Origin of the sequence: Paenibacillus sp. FSL H7-0918 (assembly GCF_038007025.1) — a bacterium.
Classification (GTDB): domain Bacteria; phylum Bacillota; class Bacilli; order Paenibacillales; family Paenibacillaceae; genus Paenibacillus_AQ; species Paenibacillus_AQ odorifer.
Genome location: NZ_JBBOWJ010000001.1, coordinates 1,862,834 through 1,881,008 on the forward strand (window position 1 = coordinate 1,862,834; position 18,175 = coordinate 1,881,008).

An 18,175-nucleotide genomic window follows, 5' to 3' on the forward strand; every position below is an offset into this window, starting at 1 on the left:
TTCCCTCCTTACGCGCGCAATCTCAATTCTTTGAGCAGATCGACAATAAATGAAACAAATTGATTGGAAATACCAAATAGCAAAATGCCTACAAACCAGATAATGGCGATCCCTATTACACTGATTATGGTGATAAAAATAACCTTGCGAATCTCAAAATCATGCAGGATCTTCACCTTCATTAAAATCAACCAAGCCACCCAAAGAATCACAAACTTGTGCAGCAGATTGAAGGTTGAAGCCTCATCCAGCGAAAGGACCAACGTTAGCAGTGTGACTGGGATGATAAAGAGCATGTATGGAACAAGCGCAAAGGCACTGCCCACAAAAATCTCTTTAAATTTCCCCTCACCATCCATAATCGTACTGACACCCCAGTTCGAGACACACCAGGTCAACCAAGGAACGATAAGCCAAATAAACTCATGAAACATAGAGATTTCATGCGGCTCTCTAGTTTGAAAAGCATACCCTGTAATCAGAATCGAGATCATTCGTGCCACAAAGGTCAGTAGAACGATGGCAATCCCCTGTATCCAGCGGATACGCTGCTTTCCTTGAATATCGTTATAGAACTGATAAGGATGAACTACAACCTGATGAATCATTCGCAAAGTGTTCATCCAATCTCCCCCTTTGCCGGTTCCAAAACTGCCTTGTTTCCTCTATACAGCCAGGCATGGAATCTCCGGTATAATCTCGGCGCACTCCAGAACAGTACTAAGAACAGTCCAATTCCGCCGGCAAAGAAATAAGTAAAGTGCTCCCGGATATACAATTTACGATATTCGCGGAAAGCGGATGAATAGTCAGCTTTGGAATTTGAAAGCTTGAAATAGCTCATAGATTCCTTATATTGCTCTGCTTTATAAAGCGCTTTGCCGATAGCCTGATAAGCCATATCATAATTGGCGTTTAATCGCAGCACCTCTTGCCATAAGGATTGCGCTTCGTCATAGCTGCCATCTACATATAGCAAAGATGCCTGATGAACCAAATCCGCAAACGGCGTGGTCCGGAAGCGATCGATTCTGCCCCGTCCTTTATCCACTACATAGATCAGACCATCAGCGGTTTGATCTACGGCGGAAGGAGTCACGAAGAGTCCATTCTGATCCCCGATCCCGCCGAAGCTGAATAACAAATTCCCCAGCTTGTCATATTGGAAGACTTTACTGGACTGCAAATCCAGCGCGGTTATAAACCCGTTCTTATCAATACTGATGCCCATAAAAGAAGCCATACTGAATGGACCCTCGGAGTAATAATCGCCGTACCAGTGTTTACCAATGTTCAGCGTATCTACGCCTACCGGAGATAACCGTTTGATCTGGTTATACTCTTCGCCCAGGGTCGTGCTGTAGATAAATCCTTCTTCATCCAGATCCACGTTGGAGAACTCAGAAGGTTTAACGGTCGCCAGCTGGTTCTGCTGCTCTTTGGTGGCCACCAGCTTAATTAAGAGTCGTGTCCAGGAGAAGCCTACATGGTTCGCTCCATAGAACCCCTTGAACTTACCGCCCGAGTCAATTTGCAGCAACCCCTGCGTGTTACCATCGCTCACCACATACATATAATCACGCTTATCTACAACTAATTTAGAAGGAGAATAAGAGAAATTAGCACCCAGTAATGGGCTATCCGGTTTTAGAAACTCTTTTACAAACTTGCCATTTTTATCAAAAATAGCAATACGCGCGTTTTTTGTATCTGCTACATATACCGTTCCATCCTCTTTCACGAATACACCCTTCGGCTCCTGCAGCTTGCCGCTGCCTTCCGTATCACCGATCAAATTTAGCAGACGACCGTCCTTATCCATATGAACAATCCGGCTATTGCCCGTGTCTACTACGTAGAGTGAATCGTCATCACTAATAAAGAGAGATTCCGGATTTTTGAAGGACCCCGTATCTGTTCCTGTTGGATCGATAGAAGAATCGTAGAGATAACCATTAATCGAGCGGACCTCATTGCCGGACTGATTCCACGTATACCCCTCATACGGGGCTTCGCCAGCTAGCGCCTGCCCTGGAAGCAGCAGCACTGGCAGTGTCAGCGTCACCAGTAGCCCTGTTAGCAGCATTTTTTTCATATTACGTCCTATCATCATGACTCCCCCTATTCCTTCAGCCCCGAATGGGCCATTGTCTGAAGCACCATCCGCTGCGTTAATATAAAGACAAGAATAGTCGGGAGAATCATCAAGAAGCTTGCTGCTGCCAAAGTGCCTACCCTAGCAACGACTCCGGCTCCACCACTGATGGTTTGGATGGCAAGCGGCAATGTCTTCATTTCCTGAACAGTCGTATAGACCATTGAAGGATACGGATCATTCCAAGCAGAAATGAAGCTAAATAAAGCAAAAGTCGAAATCGCCGGCTTAAGCATTGGCATCACAACCACCCAGAATACCTTCCATTCTGAAGCCCCGTCTATGCGGGCCGCCTCTAATAAAGCATCTGGAAGCTGCCGCAGGAACTGGGTCATAAGAAACATTCCCATTGGTGCAGCCAGATAAGGTAAGATCATTGCAAAATACGAATTCATTAATCCGCTGCGGCTAATCAGCAGATATTGCGGTATTTGCAATACTAGGGGTGAGAACATCAGCGCCGCCACAATCATACTAAAGATAGCGCTTTTAAATGGCATATTGTGCTTGGCAAGCGGATAAGCCGCCATTGCTGAAATTAAGACACCCCCGACCACAATCCCCGATGTAACGACCACGCTATTGAAAATAAACCGTGAGAACGGCACCGCCGAAGTTCCGGTAATTAACAGCAAATCACGAAAGTTCACCAACGTCGGATTCACTACGAAAAACCGCGGTGGGAACAGGAATAGTTCGCTTGTTGGTTTTAAAGCAGTCACTGCCATATAGACAAGTGGCAGCAGCATAATTAGGCCAAACACCGTTAAGAACAGATATAAAAAGATGCCGCCATAGTCAATACGCCGTAAATTTATTTTGTGCATCTTAATCCCTCCCCAGCACTTTGAAGATGAGACGGTTGAGCCCAAGCATCAAAGCGAACAGTAATACAGCAATCGCTGACGCATATCCCATCTCAAAGCGGATAAATGCGTAGTCGAACAGATGCGCCATAATCGTATGGCCTGCATAAAGGGGACTCGGAAATCCAACAAGCCGCATACTGACGTCAAATACGGTAAGCGAACCGACCACCTGCATCACCGCACCGAATAACAGCTGCGGTTTGACGCATGGAATCGTAATGTACCAAAGCTCCTGCCAGCGGTACTTGACCCCATCAATTGAGCCAGCTTCATATAAATCTGTCGGTACATTTTGAAGTCCGGCCAGAAAAGCAAGGAAACCTACCCCCATACTCATCCATAAGGAAACTATGATGATCACCGGTACGATCGAATCTACATTTTGTAGAAATAAATAAGGTTCATTGATAATCCCCAGCTGAATGAGCCAGTGATTGAGCAACCCCTTGCGGTCGCCGGCGAACAAATACAACCAAACCACGGACATTGCTACTGCACTTGTAATCGATGGCACATAGTAGCATAGGGTATAGAAAAAGCGGAACTTCTGCGGAATCTGGCTAATCAGCCAGGCCAGCAAGAAGGCCATAATATAACCTATCGGACCTGTAATAATGGCAAATTTTAGCGTAATCCCAACAGCTTTAAGAAAGATATCATCGTCTACAAACAACAGCTTATAGTTAGAGAAGCCAATGAATCTCGGTGTCTCAATAATGTTGTAATAGCTGAAGCTTAAAACGACGGACATGATAATAGGAACAATAGTAAAAACGGTGAATAGAATCAGGAAAGGGGCCAAGAAATAATAGGAAACTTTATTTTTCTTGATATCCAACCAAAGCTGCGCCCATTTCCCGGGAGTTTTCGTCGGCTGCATCTGTACGGCTTCGTTCTGTGCCGGTGTGATTATTTCACTACTCATTTCTGACCTCCTTCCTCTTTAGCGCTTGAAGTCTGGGAAGTTTCAATTCCAAACTCTTCGCGTTTCTTACTAAGCTCTTTATTGATTTCACGCACACCTTGCTCCATCGCCTCCCGCGGGAATTTACCGTTGAGCACAATTTCATTCCAGATGTTGGCGATATGCCGGGTCGTGTAATATCCTCCAAGCACCACTTCGCGCTCTTTAAACCACTCCCACTGTTCCATAATGGCGTCGATATCATCTTGCTGCCACGGCAGACGTTTGAGCGCTTCAACATTGGCTGTATTCCAACGAGCTTCAACACCCAGCAAAGACTCAAGCTCTGAGCCGAAGTTCTCCTGTGCATCCGCACTGGTCCACCATTTCAAGAACTCCCAAGACTCTTCTTTCATATCCGTATCCTTAAAAATAATTCCTGTCTGTGCAAGCCCGCCTGTAGAACGGTTAATCTGTCCATCGGCTTGTTCAATACCCGGCATTGGTTTCATGCCCCACCAGCCTGTCAATTCAGGTGCGGCAGTAGATAACAGGATGTATGTGGAATAATCAGCAACGCCGATTGGCATCTCTCCAGAACGGAAACGGTTATAGAAATCCGCTTGTTTCTGCAGCTTGTAGTTCGTAAAGAGTCCCGTCCACATTTTCATAGCTGTCAGAGCTTCTGGTGAATCCAGATCAGACAACATCCCATTATTCTTATAGAAATCTCCACCATACTGGAATAAGAACGGCGCAAACTCATTAATGGCTAGACTCGGATTGTTCGGGGCATGTGGATAATAGAAGTCCATCCCGTTTTGTTGCAGCACAGGAATCAGTTCCATAACCTCTTGCCACGTATTCGGAATATCCTTCTCGCTAATGCCCAGCTGTGCCATAATATCTTTCCGGTAAAAGAGCATCGTGAAGTTCTGATTCTCCGGCAATGCGAAGTCTCCGTTATCATACTTATAAGGAATCAGTGCGCCCGCTCTGAAACGTTCAGCAACCTCTTGATAATCCGAGAATTCATTCAGATTCACGAGTGAATTCCGCACCGCGAAGTCAATCGGCACTTCACCCTCAACCCCCAGTGCCACATCGGGAGCAAGTCCGGCAGTATTGGCTAATAACAGAATCTGCTTCTGATCCGCTGCAAGCGTAGGAATAATATTGACGTTCACCTTGATGCCCGTGTTTGGTGTAAAGTCCTCATCCACCATTTGCTTAATGATCTCCGCCCAATCACGTCCACGAGAGATCCAGACATCCAGCACCTTTTCATTTTTGTACGTATTTCCTATGCCGCTGTAATCCTTTGTAAAAGAACTAAAGAAGTCATACGTCATCGTCCCTACACGGGTATACCAAGGAGCCGCGTCTTTAGGCCATGGCTGATCTTCCGACTTCACTTCAATATAGTCCATTACAATACTCTGCTTCATTAATCCGTTGACCCATAAGCCAAGCGATGACTGCAGATCCGTAAATTGCTGAAGACGACCTGGAATACTTGAGGTATCCTTCGCCATTTCCAGGAACCGATCACGTGCTTCATAAAGCGTACTCAGCTCAGAGCTTCCATCCGCAACGCCAAAAGCATACATATCCTGCACGGCATCATCCAACGTCCGCGCCATCAAATGTAAACGTGGCACAAGATTAGGAATGTTCTGCTCCAGCTGCCAATCCCCGTTTGGATCGGGGTTCGTTCCCGTTACCTGCGTGATTTCACGTCCCAAAAGAGACATTTTATGTGTAGTGTTCAGCACAGCTTCAATCATTCCGCCTACACCCGATACTTGAACTTCCATCCGCAACGTATGCTTGCCTTGTTCGAGATAAAAGAAGTATTCTCCGTCCTCATTCCCCAGCTTGTTTACTTGCCATTCCGCTTTGTAAGGGAATTTCAAGGCATTCAGCTCTTGGAACGGTACCTCGCCATCAATCATAATCCGGCGTTCCACCGGTATCCCGTTTAGGAACCACTGGCCGTAACGAATTGCGATATTGTAGAGCCCTGACTCAGGAATCTCGAAATTCCATTCCGCCCATTGTCCACCCGTACGCCACCCGACACCCCCAAAACTATTAAGCACAATAGCATCTTTGTTAAAAGGTTCGGTGAGTGGCTCCCGGTCCTCGATCCGCTTCAGCGTTGGATCTGAACGAAGGGAGGATTCTTCTGCCTGAATTTTGATCACTTGATTCTGAACAGGCTTGTAACCCTTATTCTCATACTCCTGCTTCACTTCCGCATAAGTCGGGAGCGGTTCTGGAGAAAATATTCTCAGTTCACTAAGTGCAGCCGGTTCCCGGATGGCTTCCAGCTTCACCGTATGCTCCCCTTTGGTCAGATAAAAGCGAAAGGGATCCGCAGTTCTGGCCTCGGCATCTCGAAACTCCCGATATTGCCAGCCTGTTACCTCTTCCCGCTTGGGATTAAATTCATTCCCTTGATTGTCCAGCCATGGCTCTGCACTTTCCTTCCACATCCGCTGGAATTCCATTTTTTTTACTTGAGAGAATAAATACTCCCCATCAATCTTTACGCTTCGAATGATCGAGGATCGTTTACCAGGAAGGGCATAATACTCCATCCCCATCTGATATAACCCATCTGCCGGAACCGTAAATGTATATTCCACCCAGCTATCCTCTGCTTTAAGCGCTAGTACCTTGCCGGGTTTTCCACCAAGATCCGTCATTACCTCTGTACCTTCAGCACTAATGGCCGTATAATCCGCCGAAGGAATAGCAAGCGTAAAATCCGATGAGTCCTTTGCTCCATCCTGCTGTTTTTCCTCGTAATAGCTTAAGTAAGAGGCTTCGAGTTTTGAATTCACACTATCGCTTTCTAAAATAGAGCTTTCATCAACATCCGCATAAACGGGGATGCCCTCCATCGCTGAATTATCAAACCCTCGTGATTGATTCCACCACACTAGGGAGACTCCTAAAAGTACCAGTAACAACAAACTAATCTTATATTTTCGCAGTATGCGTAACACGCATCGGTCTCCTCCCATCTTTACGGGCCTCTCGGACTTAAGTGAATACAAGCAGGGCAGCTCTGGCAATTGCAGGCTGCCCCTCCTGTTATTAGATTTCCTTACGGCTGCATTCCCATTGCCTTTTTAAAGGCAGCAATTTCTTTGGAAGCTTGCTTCAAGACATCATCACCAATTTTTTGAATAGCCGTCTTGGAATCTGTGTTCTTAGCCAGTGCATCACCGATCGCCGCTATAAAGATTTCCCAGCCCTTGTTATCTACTGGTGTAAGGTGTTTGACTGGAATATCGTTGCTTAATTGCTCATATAGTTTAAATTCCTCTTGCCCACCCAGATATTCATTTTTAGTGTTTGCGTACCAATCAAGACTGGAAATATCCTTGTAACCCGGCTGAATGGAATGTTTTGTCCAAATTTTCCAAGCATTTTCACTTCTCATGCTCCACTGAATGTAAGCCCATGCCGCTTCTTTATTTTTGCTTTGCGAAGGAATAACAAAGCTTGAGCCGCCCATTCCCACGTTAATTCCTATTGGCAAACGGGTTACCTTCCATTTTCCGGCAAGCTCAGGGAATGTTTCCTGAAGTCCGCGCGCTCCAAATGAACCCGATACGACACCAACTAAATCACCTTTCAGAACTAGCTGTTTACCTTCGTCTGAGCCATAACCGATATGAGGTGCCCAGCCCAGCTGTTGTCCACGTTTTGTAATATCAAGAACTTTCACCATTTTGTCCGTATTACGTGTCCAGTTCATATCCTTATCAAAGTAGCCGACTTCATCTCCTGCCCATACGATCGGGCCATCGCTCCACTCCATGAAATATTTACCGTTAGCTTTCAAAATTTGAGCCAGGTTCAAGAGATTCTCTTCATCTTGCATGTATTCACCAAGCTCAGCAGGATCACTTGGCAATCCAAGCTCTTCAAAAATGTCTGCACGGTAGTAATAAACCCCCGGTGTCATATCCCAAGGCATACCAAGCAGCTGTGAGCTGTCTGGTGTCATCCAACGTTCCCAGTTATATGGAGCAACCAGATCTTTATATTTTCCAGCGTTATAAGGCTCTTCCAAAAGATTCTCCAGCACATTGCCCGCCATATAACGGTTCAACTGGTACATTTCTACTTCAGCTACATCCGGCGCTCCACTACCTGCGGCGATTGTCGTTTGCAGCTTGTCATGCAGGTCGCCAAAGGGCATAACTACCGTCTTCAGCTTGATTCCAGGATATTCAGCCATAAATGCAGCGCCGACTTCCTCGAACACTTTTTCATTAAAGGCCCAAACGGTAACCTCACCTTGAATATCTTTGCTTGGCAGGTCGTTGGCAGGATCTGCTGCTTCCGTGCCCTCAGTAGCTGTTGCATTGGTTGGCTCACTAGCATTATTAGTTTTTTCAGTGTTCGTTTTACCGTTGTTAGCTGCATTTTGATTCGTCGTTGAGCTTCCAGCGCTGCTACAGGCTGACAGAATAAGCACAAAAACCATTACCATACATACGACTAAACTGCTCGTTTTTCTTTGCGAAATCATAACCTAACCTCCCTCTTAAATTGAACAAATAAATGCTTGTTTATAGTGAAGGAGTGAACCTCCCTCCGTGACCGGCTATTTCCCCCCTTCCTTTAGTCTTAACACGGTCACGGAATATTTCGGGAATTCAAACTCCAGACTACCTTTGTCTACACTTACCTTTTGAGTTACAGGTGCCACCTTGTCAGGTTCAGCGAAGCTATTCTCAGCATTTAAATCGTCCGACTGAAGTACGGTAGCTGTTCCTTCCAGACTTGATGTGGCAAGTCCGGCAAAAGAAACATCCGTGCGCTGAGCAGTGTCACCCGCATTAACGACTTTAACGATCAGCTCACCTGTGGCAAGATCACGGCTCGCAGTTTGGAACAGCGGCCCTGCTGGACTTTCATCGTTCACCTCTTGTATAAGCTCATCGTCGAGATAGAGCCGGATATTAGCACCTGATAATTCAATGCGAATATCGTACAATTTCCCAGTCTCAATCCTTACAGGAACCGTTCTTCCGATGACTGCTCTTGTTCCACCTACTGATTTTTCAATCGCGCTCTGCGTATTTCCCCAGCCGCCAAGATTCCACCAATAGAAGTTACCTTCATCTTTAGAGCCGAACATAATGAGCATGCCTTCTGCTCCGCCAGTCTTTTTCGCCTTAAGAGAAAGTGTATAATCACTCCATGAAGTCTCACCGGCAACTGCACGAATATCAATATCATTAGAAGTCTGCTTAAAAGTACCCTTGGATTGTTCCCAGTCCCCATTGTTTAGAGTCCAGGCTCCGGAATCCTTCTTGAAATGATCTTCAAAAAGAACGTCATCACCTTTCGCTACTCGTACATCGCTGTACTCTACCTGGGTGGCCCAAGTCCCCAAACCAATTCCACCTTGAATGGATTGCTTACCGGAGGTTTCTTCTTGACCTAGAGCCACAAGTGAGGTTGGAAGAACTACATCCCCCTTATTGCTTCCGAACATCTGCTGCACATGATAAGAAGGTGTTCCGTAGCTAGTCGATGAATCAAACACAATAGCGTCCGGGTTCCAAGTACGATCCTTCGTATTCACAAACAACGGGGCATAAGAGGACATTTTTACGATATCAGAATTCCGTTCCATGCCCATCATAAAAGCGGCCTCGCCGATTGCAGCGTTCAGATTGCCTTCTCCGGCACCCTTGGTTACCGCATACTCACCAACATAAATCTCAGGACCACTCCGGTCATAAGTATCGTATCTGTTCGAGTTGCTGAGGAACCATTCAGTGGTTTCATAGTAATGCTCATCAACCATCTCGATAGGCTCACCTTCAACTGCCGCATTGGCAATGAGATGAATCTCTGGATACTTCTCTTTAATTGCTTTATAAAACAAGCCATAACGCTTAATATATTCACTCATCTGGAAATTGTTTTCGTTACCAATCTCTACATATTTCATATTAAAAGGCTCCGGATGACCATTAGCGGCTCTTTGTGCCCCCCATTTGCTAGTAACCGGTCCGTTTGCATATTCAATGGCGTCCAGCGCATCTTGTATCCATGGCTGAATTTCACTGACTGGAACGGTATTCTGCTTGGCTATAGGATCTCCGTTATGTGAAATCCCGATATAAGCTACATATAATGGTTCCGCTTTCAGATCTTCGGCCCATTGCAGATATTCGTGGAAGCCCAGCCCATCTGAGGAGCGGTAATCCCAATATCCCTTATGACCGGGACGCGTTTCAATCGGACCAATGGTGTTCTTCCATTGATAAGCATCAGTTGGCGTTTTCCCTTCCACAAAACATCCCCCCGGAAAACGAACGAATGCGGGTTTCATCGCAGCTACCTTTTCAGCCAAATCGATGCGAAGCCCATTCTCCCTGTTGTTCCAAGTCTCAGGAAACAAAGACACCATATCGAGATAAACAGTCCCTACATTGGCAGCAGAGATTACAATTCGTGCGTTTGCTACAGTACCTGTAGAAGTCAGTGTGTATGTATATGGATGCCATCCTTCTTTTAACTTATCAACGGTCTGTTCTGCATATAGCTCATTGCCATCTGGGCTCTCTAACGTTATACGCAGTGGCATATTGTCCCCTGGCTCTGGCCGCGCATAGAAAGACAACTTGTAACTGGCCTCCTTCGTCAAAGCAATCCCCCAGTAACCATTATTCACAGCAGATACCGAACCACCCTCGGCAGCTGATGATACTGTTAAAGCCATTGCCTGGGTCTGAGCATCGTTCAAAAGCTTAGTGCTGGTCAGAGCAAGCTTCCCTTTACTCCCTCCTTTTTCATCCATCCACCAATTGAACAGTGTGACCGAACTATCCTCAAAGGAACGATTGGAAATCAGCTCTGCATATAGCCCTCCATCTCCCGCATGATTAATCTCTTCGAAAAAGGCTCCGTACAACATCGGGCTGATCTTAGCTCCCGGATTCCCCGTATCCACAGTCAACGTATATGCGGTTCCACTACTTGTGTTAGCTGCTGTCGCCGTTGGAAGAGTTTCCTTTCCCGCTTCACCCGTTGCTTCTTTGGCAGACTCCTGAGACAGTGTTGCTGGGTTTTCGCCCTTAGAAGCCCAATAATACGTCAGCCCGCCAATCACAATCACGAAAATCAGCACCGTAAGCCATAGCTTCCGTCCATATTTATTCAAAGATAATTCCCTCCAACCTTTTATTAGCGTTTTCATTTTTATGAAGTGAACAGATCCTTCCATTCGTAAAAACTTAAAATCATTTCACAAAACCTAAATGAATACGTTTCCATTGATAAAATACCATACTAAAATCTGGTTGTAAATAAATTAAACTAAACCTTTTTATACTTTTATGAATATAATTTCCAATAGATTTGCAAGAAATCAAGAGATTTATTAGTTTTTTTAAAACAAATTCCCTCTTTTCATCTCACCATTTTTATATTTTTCTAAAATAAACGGGGGTTTACAGCCCTAAGTAAGTTTAATTTTCATTTTTTTCTTCATTTATTTTACTGTTTTATTTTTCCATTCAAATAATAATGAAACTAAAATTAATTGTATTGCCCCCAAAAAATCATATAAAAAAAGCTCCCCCTTGCCTAAACTCAGGCAAAGGAAAGCTATAGTTCAATCTCCAACTAAATTTAGTTCCGCCACTTCATAAACTTGTAATCAAGAAAATCAACAAGCAAGAAGAGAATAAAACCGACCAAGCTGAACAACATAATTCCAGCATACATCTCCGGATAATCTAATCTTAACCACGCATCCATGATGAAAAAGCCCATACCATGCTCTGTTCCATAGATCTCCGTAAAAAACAGTACAGATATCGCCGTTCCAAGCGAAATACGAATCGTACTCAGAATTACTGACAATGCACCCGGCAGTGTCACATGCCAGAACTTCTGCACAGCGCTGGCACCTATACTAGTTAAGACATCATAGGTATTGTCCGGAATAGCCTTAACCCCATCCCTTACCGAAATGATGATCTGAAACAATAAAATCAGCATGATCATTAGGATTTTGGACGTCTCCCCAAGCCCGAAGAACAGCATCACTACTGGAAGCAGGGCAATTTTGGGAACAGGATAGGTCAAGTAAACCACAGGGTCCAGCAGTTTGTTCCAGGTCAATGAACGTCCCATTAGAAGACCTATAAGCAGTCCAATAATTAACGCCAGTACCACACCTGCAAAAATTCTGAACAAGCTATACCCTACATTTATAGCAATATCCTGCGCCCCTAACTGAAACATCGCCTTATATACAGCAAAGGGACTTGGCAGAATCGAATAGTTCATAAGTAAAAATGCGATATACCAGACTACATTCATACAGACAAATACAAATAGAAGCCTTACTAGATGATGAAGTCGACGTTTGTTTACCATATCTCCTGCATTACCTTTCTAATCCGCTTAGTCTGCTCAAAGAAATCCACACTGTCCCGCTTATCCTCATGCCTCATATGAAACACCAAATGATTATCAATAATTTCAGGCGTAGTTTCTTTGTTGGACGGCATGACGATAATCTTTTGCCCCAGCAGAATCGCTTCTTCCACATCATGAGTGACAAATAACGTAGTCGTTGGGTTAGCCAGCCAGTTCTCTAAAAAGAGGACCTGCAGTGTTTCCCTTGTTATCGCATCGAGTGCAGAGAATGGCTCGTCCAGCAACAGAATAGTAGGCAAAATGGCAAAAGCTCTGGCAATCGCTACTCTTTGCTGCTGGCCTCCACTGAGGGATAAGGGATAACGTTCTGCTAAATCAGAGATCCCCATCGACGAAAGCCACTGCTTAATCTGCGTCTCCCGTTCTTGCTTGGATGAACTTGCCGTATGCGTAATCTTCATCGCTATCTGAATATTATCATGTACAGTCTTCCAAGGAAGAAGCCCGTAGTTCTGCGGCACCAGCCCGATTAACGTTTCTTTCTCATGTACAGATTTCTCATTAAAAAGAATTTGTCCCTGATAGCTAGGCAGCAAGCCCGCAATCGCCCGTAATAAGGTTGATTTCCCGCTGCCAGAGGGTCCGATAATGGTGTAGATCCCATGTTCCGGCAAAGATAAATCCACCTGACCTAAGGCTAATTGTCCGCTCTTATATTCTACTTTCAGATCCTTTATGACGAGTCCTTTATTTCTTGAATTGGACATCAGAAATCACATCTTCAGCCGAGATATTTTTGCTGAGCAAACCTTTTTCCCGTGCCCAAGCAAATGCAGCCTCTACTTCCTTCACATCCACTTGATAAGCTGGTACATAATCCGGTACTTTGATCTCATCTTTTAATGTCTCTGGATATCCTACTTCTTTGATTACAAGATCGATATATTCAGATTGCTCATGGGATTTCATATAAGCTACTGCTTCATCATATGCAGCATACATACTGCGGATAGCTTCTGCTTTGGCATCAATTGCAGTTTGCGGGAAAGCTAATACGAACGGATTTACTCCCGCAGTTAGCGTTGAGCTCAGTACACGCAGGCCTGAGGTTTTGCCCATCGTTACAAAAGGTTCTGGCAAAATTGCCGCATCCGCCTTATTATTCTTAAGCAATTCTAAACGGGTCGGAATCTGTGGAACCTCTGTCACTGTAATATCAGCTTCGGTCAGACCTGCTTGTTTCAGCATCATGGCCACTGTATATTGTGTGGAGGTATTTTTGGACAAAATCACGGTTTTCCCCTTCAAACCCTTCACATCCTGGATCGATTCATTTCCAGTCAGCAAATCAAATTCCCCAAAAGTTGTACTGGTGATCTTCACATCCAGTCCAGCCTCATTGTAAATGGAGATCGCAACCAGGTCAGCACTTAGACCATCCAGCTTGCCTGCTTGAAAAGCTACATCCCGATCTTTGGCGCTTTTAAACGTCTGGATGTCCAGATCCACACCGTGGTTTTTATCGAAACCTTGTTCATGTGCGATGATAAAAGGAATAGCATCAATCGAGGGTAATAAACCGAGCGACAAGGAGGTAACTTCTTTTGCAGCCTCTGGAGCAGCTCCCTCTGACGATTCTGTATTTGTATTATTTTTCGAACCACAACCGACTGCAAGTGCAGCGATGACAACAACCATCATAGATAACAACAACATTCTCTTTAGACCTTTATTCTTCATTTAACTCTCCTGCCTCCATTATTCTTTCTATAGTGTAATTCTCTGTAATATTCTTTGCTCACTCATAAATGTGCATGCAAAAAAATCCTTAAGCTCTACAAAAAAAGCTTTAGGCATGTTAAGTTTACCACCAATCTTTATATTTTGTATATTTATAAATTTAGATATAAGTAAATAGAAGCGACGCAAAAAAAGCTGACAGCGGAATGGTTCCACTACCAGCCTCAATCTCTATGTTATGGAGTTAGTAGATTTGTGTGGATTTTAATGACAGCTTTTTTAATCTGCTGCCCCGGTTGACCCATACCCGGTCTGTGAACATCATGAGGGAAAAAGACCGCGAACATTCCAGGCTTCAAAGATAACAATATTTCATCTGCTGATGGGGGATAAAGCGCATATTCTCCTTCGGCATCGTAAGGCTTAATGGGCTCGATCCCTTCTTGCAGGGGTGCCCAGCCAATCGTTTCTTCACCTTCGATCAGATAATGCACATCAATATAAGTCTCATGCTTCTCTGCGGCTTGTTCCTCCAGCGATTTTGCCTCCAAAGCCATAATCGAAGCATACATTTCGTTCCCGCGGATTTCGATTCGCCCAAGATCAGGATCATGTTGTAAGATTACTTTCAATTCCTCAATAGCCTCAACAATGACAGGATTCTCATACTTGATATGCTCTTCCCAAGATGACAAAGAACCTAAGATCATAACTTCCCATTCCCCTCACATCTTAATGTGCTAAACCAGTTTCTCACTGACTGCTGAAGCTGTAGTTTCTTTATTGATTATGGATTGCTCACTAGTCTTCTTGAAATATTCTACATATAAAATATCAAGCAGATAGAGCTGCGATATCTTTGCAGATAATGAACCCCCTTGCAGCGGTCCTTCATTAGCACCACATAGCAGGGTCAGATCGGAGTACGAGGTTAACGGTGACTTTTCAAACCTGGTAATGGATATTACTTTGGCTCCTCGTTCCTTTGCTTTTCTCGCAACCTCAATGCTATCCTTGGTCGAGCCGGAATAAGAAATCACAACAGCGACATCCCGGTTAGACATCAACGCTGCCGACATCATCTGCAGATGTGAATCCATTAAACATTCCGTTTTGTTCGTAATGCGCATAAATTTAATCTTGGCTTCCATAGCTGTGACTAGAGAAGAGCCCACACCGAAAAACAATACACGTTCTGCATTAATCAAATACTCAATGGCCTCACTGATCTTCTGTATATCAATTAAATTATAGGTCTCGTTGAGTGCACTTACATTCGTGGTCAGCACTTTAGAAGCAACAGCTTCAATCGTATCATCCATCAGAATTTGATCGGTAAGCTGCGGGATCTCATTCTCCACAGTGATGCTATGTGCCAATGCGATCTTGAACTCTTGATACCCTTTATAACTTAAAGATTTGCAAAATCGAAATATACTTGATTCCCCAACATCACATGCATCTGCAAGATCAGTAATCGACATGTAGACTACACTTCTCGTATTCTCCAGTACGTAGTCCGCTACCTTCTTCTCCGTATTCGTCAAATTATTGTATTTAGAATGAATTGAAGAAAAAATACTGATTGTCCGCAAAAAAGCCCCTCCTTTTCAATAAATTAATGTACGAATAAGGAGGAAGCTCCCAGCAGACCTGCCTTATTCCCTAATGAGGCTTTAACAATTCTCACTCCCGCAAAGCTTTCCATAATCAAAGACTTCGTGCGTTCTTCTACCCTTCGAACCAAATCTTCTTGTTCCATTACGCCGCCACCAATAATAATCGCGGATGGATTGAAGATATGTGTGATAGAGGCTAAACCCACAGCCACTTCAGTAATCCATAGATCTAAAATACGTTCAAGCTGCTCATTTCCGCTCTGTATTTTATCAAATAAAGCTTTTCCGTCCGTGCATTCGGGATCTGCCAGCTGAGCCATCTTCACTAAAGCTGTAGTTGAAGCGTATTTCTCATAATACGGCAGTCCTTCTACTCCGGATGGGGCCGACAATGGGTGAGTAAAGATATGGCCAAATTCAGCCGCTACCCCATTAGCCCCTTTATAGATTTGACGATTAATGACGATCGCACCGCCAATGCCTGTGCCAAAGGTTAGACATAAGAAATTGTTAAAGCTCTGAGCAGCTCCATAATAAGCTTCGCCTAATGCTGCTGAATTCACATCGTTCTCTACCATAACAGGTTTATGAAAATGATGGGTGACAATATCCTTAATTTTCATTCCAGTATATCTAGGTATATTTTCGTTAGCATAGACAATAAATCCTTCTTCTGCATTAACTTGGCCCGCGGTGCTTATGGCAATGGCATCAAAATGATCGTATTCTGCAATCTTTTCCAGCATTCTCGAGATTACATGGGGTCCCCCCAAGTAGCTTTCTGTTGTATACTCCTTGAAGTCATGTACATTCCCCTGTTTATCGCATATACACATCTTGGTATTGGTACCGCCAATATCTACGGCTACAATTCTCATTCCCATCTACCCTCTCTGGTGTTCTACTGAATAGCGTTCACAAACCGTTTCGTAATCTCCATCGGTCTCGTGATCGCAGAGCCAACCACTGCTGAATACACACCTAAATCAAACATGGTCTTTAATTCTTCAGGAGTGGAAACCCCACCTTCAGCTATAACGGGAACAGAGAAGTTGTTGACGATTTGCTGAACCAATTCAAAATCTGGCAAGTTGCGGCCTTTAGTGGCCTCGGTATAACCGCTCAAGGTAGTTCCTATCAGATCAAATCCCAGCTCAACAGCCTTCGCAGCTTCCGCAAATGTAGAACAATCCGCCATAAACAGTTGATCTTTATAGGTCTCTTTTAAAAGTGGAAAAAGTTCAGAAATAGTAGATCCGTCCGGGCGAATACGGTCTGTAGCATCCATAGCAATGATATCTACCCCTTCGCGGTACAGCTCATCGACTTCCTTTTGAGTGGGTGTAATAAAGACTTCAGAGCCTTCATACACCTTTTTGATTATCCCAATGATCGGCAGATTCACTTGCTTTTTGATTTCTTGAATATCCGCTACGCTGTTTGCCCGAATTCCAGAAGCCCCGCCTAAGTAAGCAGCATAAGCCATTCTCCCCATAATAAACGGGCTATGCAGCGGTTCTTCTGGTAAGGCTTGACTGGAGACGACTAGTTTATGTTTTATTTTTTTAAGTACATTATTTTCAGTATTCATCAGTAACCCACTCCACATTTTTATTTATTCTTTAACTGCTCCTGCCGTAATCCCATTGGTGAAGAACCGTTGGAATAACATGAACACTAGCAACATCGGAATTGCAGCGATGGTAGCTCCGGCCATTTTATAAGCGAAATTAGGATTCAAATCCTGCATTAAGGTCGCAGTACCAACCATTAATGTTTTCATTTTGTTCTCTTGGCCTATAACCAGCTGCCACAAATAATCATTCCAGACTTGCACGAAATTCAGAATAAATAAGGCTCCAATACCAGGTTTGACAATAGGCAACATGATGCGCGTGAAGATTCTCCATTCATTTGCACCATCTATTCTCCCGGCTTCTCTTAAGGCATTAGGGGTTAAATCGAAGAATCCCTTTAATAGGAACACTCCAAATGCACCCGCCACGTTCGGCCAAATCATACCGTTATAACTATTTACCATTCCAAATTGTTGGGTGATCCGGAATAAGGGTACTATCATAATTTCTTTAGGAATCATCAAACTTGATATAAAGATAATGAAGATTATATTTTTACCTTTAAAATTAATCTTTGAGAACGCATAGGCGGCCATAGAGCCTACAACAATAACCAAAATAGTAGAAATACCAGATACATAAATACTATTAAACGTCCATCTTAAAGCCGGCTGGTTCTGAAATACATCCACATAGTTGGAGAATGTAATCGATTTGGGCCACCAGTCTGGAGGCATCTTCACAACATCCGAGCTGTTTTTAAGTGAACTTGTGAATAACCAATATAGTGGAAAAAGATTAAGGAGTGCGAAGAGGATAATGATCACATTCGATATCACATCAAACTTCTCTCTCTTTTTCTTGTTTTTAATCTTCGACATGTT

The 18,175-nt window shown here is 44.0% G+C and carries 15 protein-coding genes; all 15 read right to left on the reverse strand.

Annotation, left to right across the window (positions count from 1 at the left end):
• Positions 1-8: 8 nt before the first annotated feature.
• Positions 9-623 carry a YIP1 family protein gene (locus tag MHI15_RS08450; protein ID WP_076129177.1) on the reverse strand — a complete coding sequence of 205 codons (615 nt, stop codon included), beginning with the start codon at positions 621-623 and terminating at the stop codon, positions 9-11.
• Entirely contained in the window at positions 620-2,110 is a 1,491-nt protein-coding gene (locus MHI15_RS08455) for an NHL repeat-containing protein (protein ID WP_076218763.1), read from the reverse strand. The genes MHI15_RS08450 and MHI15_RS08455 overlap by 4 nt, the downstream gene beginning before the upstream one ends.
• Positions 2,111-2,121: 11 nt before the next feature.
• Complete coding sequence (locus tag MHI15_RS08460; RefSeq protein WP_036679629.1) at positions 2,122-2,982, reverse strand: carbohydrate ABC transporter permease; 861 nt, start codon at positions 2,980-2,982, stop codon at positions 2,122-2,124.
• 1 nt (position 2,983) lies between these two features.
• The gene (locus MHI15_RS08465) at positions 2,984-3,949 is read right to left on the reverse strand and encodes a carbohydrate ABC transporter permease (RefSeq protein ID WP_076129175.1); all 966 of its coding nucleotides are present in this window, start codon (positions 3,947-3,949) and stop codon (positions 2,984-2,986) included.
• Positions 3,946-6,876 (reverse strand): extracellular solute-binding protein, encoded by a 2,931-nt coding sequence (locus tag MHI15_RS08470; protein ID WP_076194598.1) that lies wholly within the window; start codon positions 6,874-6,876, stop codon positions 3,946-3,948. The genes MHI15_RS08465 and MHI15_RS08470 overlap by 4 nt, the downstream gene beginning before the upstream one ends.
• Before the next feature lie 167 nt (positions 6,877-7,043).
• Complete coding sequence (locus MHI15_RS08475) at positions 7,044-8,480, reverse strand: ABC transporter substrate-binding protein (protein ID WP_076129173.1); 1,437 nt, start codon at positions 8,478-8,480, stop codon at positions 7,044-7,046.
• A gap of 75 nt (positions 8,481-8,555) precedes the next feature.
• Positions 8,556-11,129, reverse strand: coding sequence for an alpha-L-arabinofuranosidase C-terminal domain-containing protein (locus MHI15_RS08480; RefSeq protein ID WP_175620011.1), 2,574 nt, complete (start codon positions 11,127-11,129; stop codon positions 8,556-8,558).
• A 470-nt stretch (positions 11,130-11,599) separates the two neighbouring features.
• Positions 11,600-12,352: an ABC transporter permease gene (locus tag MHI15_RS08485; protein WP_341164327.1), complete on the reverse strand. Its 753-nt coding sequence runs from the start codon at positions 12,350-12,352 to the stop codon at positions 11,600-11,602.
• The gene (locus MHI15_RS08490; protein WP_341164328.1) at positions 12,346-13,122 is read right to left on the reverse strand and encodes an ABC transporter ATP-binding protein; all 777 of its coding nucleotides are present in this window, start codon (positions 13,120-13,122) and stop codon (positions 12,346-12,348) included. Before MHI15_RS08490 ends, MHI15_RS08485 begins: the two co-directional genes overlap by 7 nt.
• Complete coding sequence (locus tag MHI15_RS08495) at positions 13,103-14,095, reverse strand: ABC transporter substrate-binding protein (protein WP_139329957.1); 993 nt, start codon at positions 14,093-14,095, stop codon at positions 13,103-13,105. The genes MHI15_RS08490 and MHI15_RS08495 overlap by 20 nt, the downstream gene beginning before the upstream one ends.
• 236 nt (positions 14,096-14,331) lie before the next feature.
• Positions 14,332-14,805: a YhcH/YjgK/YiaL family protein gene (locus MHI15_RS08500; protein ID WP_076281915.1), complete on the reverse strand. Its 474-nt coding sequence runs from the start codon at positions 14,803-14,805 to the stop codon at positions 14,332-14,334.
• 30 nt (positions 14,806-14,835) lie between these two features.
• The gene (locus tag MHI15_RS08505; protein WP_051491079.1) at positions 14,836-15,690 is read right to left on the reverse strand and encodes a MurR/RpiR family transcriptional regulator; all 855 of its coding nucleotides are present in this window, start codon (positions 15,688-15,690) and stop codon (positions 14,836-14,838) included.
• A 23-nt stretch (positions 15,691-15,713) separates the two neighbouring features.
• Positions 15,714-16,592, reverse strand: a complete 879-nt coding sequence (locus MHI15_RS08510) for an ROK family protein (protein ID WP_076281916.1) — start codon at positions 16,590-16,592, stop codon at positions 15,714-15,716.
• Between the two features lie 23 nt (positions 16,593-16,615).
• Complete coding sequence (locus tag MHI15_RS08515) at positions 16,616-17,305, reverse strand: N-acetylmannosamine-6-phosphate 2-epimerase (protein WP_036679646.1); 690 nt, start codon at positions 17,303-17,305, stop codon at positions 16,616-16,618.
• A 24-nt stretch (positions 17,306-17,329) separates the two neighbouring features.
• Entirely contained in the window at positions 17,330-18,172 is an 843-nt protein-coding gene (locus tag MHI15_RS08520) for a carbohydrate ABC transporter permease (RefSeq protein ID WP_081382492.1), read from the reverse strand.
• Positions 18,173-18,175: the final 3 nt, after the last annotated feature.